The organism is Xanthomonas sp. WHRI 7945 (assembly GCF_035026585.1).
Genome location: NZ_JAYIQP010000048.1, coordinates 1 through 2,080 on the forward strand (window position 1 = coordinate 1; position 2,080 = coordinate 2,080).

A 2,080-nucleotide genomic window follows, 5' to 3' on the forward strand; every position below is an offset into this window, starting at 1 on the left:
AGGCCGATCTTTCGATCGGCCTTTTTTTTGGTGTTTGGCTGCCCCGGATGGATTCGAACCACCGAATGCCTGAGTCAGAGTCAGGTGCCTTACCGCTTGGCGACGGGGCAATGTCGCAGATCGCAATTATCGCACGCCTGCTGCGTGGACACCATGGTGGCTATGGGTGGACTCGAACCACCGACCCCAGCATTATGAGTGCTGTGCTCTAACCGGCTGAGCTACATAGCCTTGGTGAACCGCCAATTCTTATAGCAAATCGGACGGCTGTCAACGGGTTTTTGCCGCGCTTGTGGCCCGGCCGCAGCCATGGCAGAGTCGGAGCCAGTAGATTTTTCAGGAGTCCGCATCGTGATCGATCCGGACGGTTATCGACCGAACGTGGGCATCGTGCTGATGCGGCCGGACGGTCAGGTGTTCTGGGCACGTCGCGTGCGCCGGGATGGCTGGCAGTTCCCGCAAGGCGGCATGAATACCGACGAGACCCCGGTCGAGGCCATGTACCGCGAGTTGCGTGAAGAGACCGGGCTGTTGCCCGAGCATGTCGAAGTGCTCGGCGCCACCCCTGGCTGGCTGCGCTATCGGCTGCCCAGCCGCGCCATCCGCCGCAACGAACGCCAGGTGTGCATCGGCCAGAAGCAGGTCTGGTTCCTGCTGCAGATGCGCTGCGACGAGAGCCAGTTGAACCTGGAGCTGACCGAGACCCCGGAGTTCGACCATTGGCGCTGGGTCGACTTCTGGTATCCGGTGGAGCACGTGGTGCTGTTCAAGCGCGGCGTCTACGCGCGGGCGCTGCGCCACCTGGCGCCGCTGGCGCAGAGCATCGCCGGGCCGGGCATCCGTGCCATGCCGACCCTGGCGCAGGAGGCGTGGATGCCCGGCAACACCGCCGGCCACGAGCGCCCGCGCAAGCGTCCACGCAAGCGTGGCGGGCCTTGGGTGGCCCGTATTAATAACGATTAACGCCCGGAATTGACAACCATTCTCACTTTGGTTTGAATGGCGGCCAGGCGCAGTCCGCGCCGCCCGCCGCCGAACGCCATCGTGTACGTCTGCATCTGCAATGGGGTCACCGATCGTCAGATCCGCGAAGCCGCCGACGCCGGCTGCCGCACCGTGTCCGAACTGACCATGCGCACCGGCTGCGGGGCCACCTGCGGCTCGTGCCTGGACATGGCCGGCGACCTGCTGGAACGCGCGCTGCTGCGCGACCTGCCGCTGCCCGTGCTGGGCGGCCTGGCCCGCGCCGCCTGAGCCGCGCGCCGCCGCCGCGCGGATGCGCAGCGGGATGATCACGATTCGCGTTCCTTCACGGCCGTGGCCGATTCGCTAAAGTCTGCGCTTTCCAGGCATTAGCGAGCACTGCGATGAAGGGCGACAGCAAGGTCATCGAGTTCCTCAACAAGGTCCTCTACAACGAGTTGACCGCGATCAACCAGTACTTCCTGCACGCCAAGATGCTGAAGAACTGGGGGCTGAAGGAACTGGCCGAACACGAGTACAAGGAATCGATCGACGAGATGAAGCACGCCGACAAGTTGGCGGACCGCATCCTGTTCCTCGAGGGGCTGCCCAACTTCCAGGCGCTGGGCAAGCTGCGCATCGGCGAGAACCCGCGGGAAATCCTCGAGTGCGACCTGGCCCTGGAGCAGGACGGCACCACCACCTTGCGCGACGGCATCGCCTACGCCGAGTCGATCCAGGACTACGTCAGCCGCCAGCTGCTGGCCGACATCCTGGAGTCGGAGGAAGAGCACATCGATTGGCTGGAAACCCAGCTCGATCTGATCGGCCGCATCGGCGAGCCGAACTACCTGCTGACCAAGCTCGAGGACTGAGCGGCGACTGTGCATGCCAAGCGGTGGCACATGCCGCCGTTGGTGGTGCGCTAGGTCTTTGGCGACGCTGCGCGCTGCGCGAAGACCGCGATCGGTTTAGCTCGTCCAGCGTCTGTACGCGGCGCGCATGTGGACAAGGCCGCTAAGGCATCTCGTTAGGGCATTCGCAGCCTGCGAAATGTTGTGGGAGCGACTTCAGTCGCGACGGGCTTTACCGGGAAGGCCCGTCGCGACTGAAGTCG

General features: G+C 64.4%; 3 protein-coding genes and 2 tRNA genes. 3 read left to right on the forward strand and 2 right to left on the reverse strand.

What is annotated here, in order from left to right; all coding sequences use genetic code 11:
- Positions 1 to 35 precede the first annotated feature (35 nt).
- Positions 36 to 110, reverse strand: a tRNA-Gln gene (locus tag VDQ83_RS18595).
- Between the two features lie 44 nt (positions 111 to 154).
- Positions 155 to 231 (reverse strand) — tRNA-Met (locus VDQ83_RS18600).
- 120 nt (positions 232 to 351) lie between these two features.
- On the opposite strand from VDQ83_RS18600, the gene VDQ83_RS18605 reads away from it, so the two are divergent.
- The 3 genes from VDQ83_RS18605 (at position 352) to bfr (ending at position 1,838) form a co-directional block, all read left to right on the forward strand.
- Positions 352 to 963, forward strand: a complete 612-nt coding sequence (locus VDQ83_RS18605; protein WP_263396907.1) for an RNA pyrophosphohydrolase — start codon at positions 352 to 354, stop codon at positions 961 to 963.
- Positions 964 to 1,044: 81 nt separating this feature from the next.
- Positions 1,045 to 1,254, forward strand: a complete 210-nt coding sequence (locus VDQ83_RS18610) for a (2Fe-2S)-binding protein (protein WP_263396908.1) — start codon at positions 1,045 to 1,047, stop codon at positions 1,252 to 1,254.
- Between the two features lie 113 nt (positions 1,255 to 1,367).
- Positions 1,368 to 1,838: a bacterioferritin gene (gene bfr, locus VDQ83_RS18615; RefSeq protein WP_185814243.1), complete on the forward strand. Its 471-nt coding sequence runs from the start codon at positions 1,368 to 1,370 to the stop codon at positions 1,836 to 1,838.
- The last annotated feature ends 242 nt before the right edge of the window (positions 1,839 to 2,080 follow it).

What these genes read in the sequence shown, in the direction of transcription:
- bfr (WP_185814243.1), top strand. Translation starts at nt 1,368, where the DNA reads ATGAAGGGCGACAGCAAGGTCATCGAGTTCCTCAACAAGGTCCTCTAC.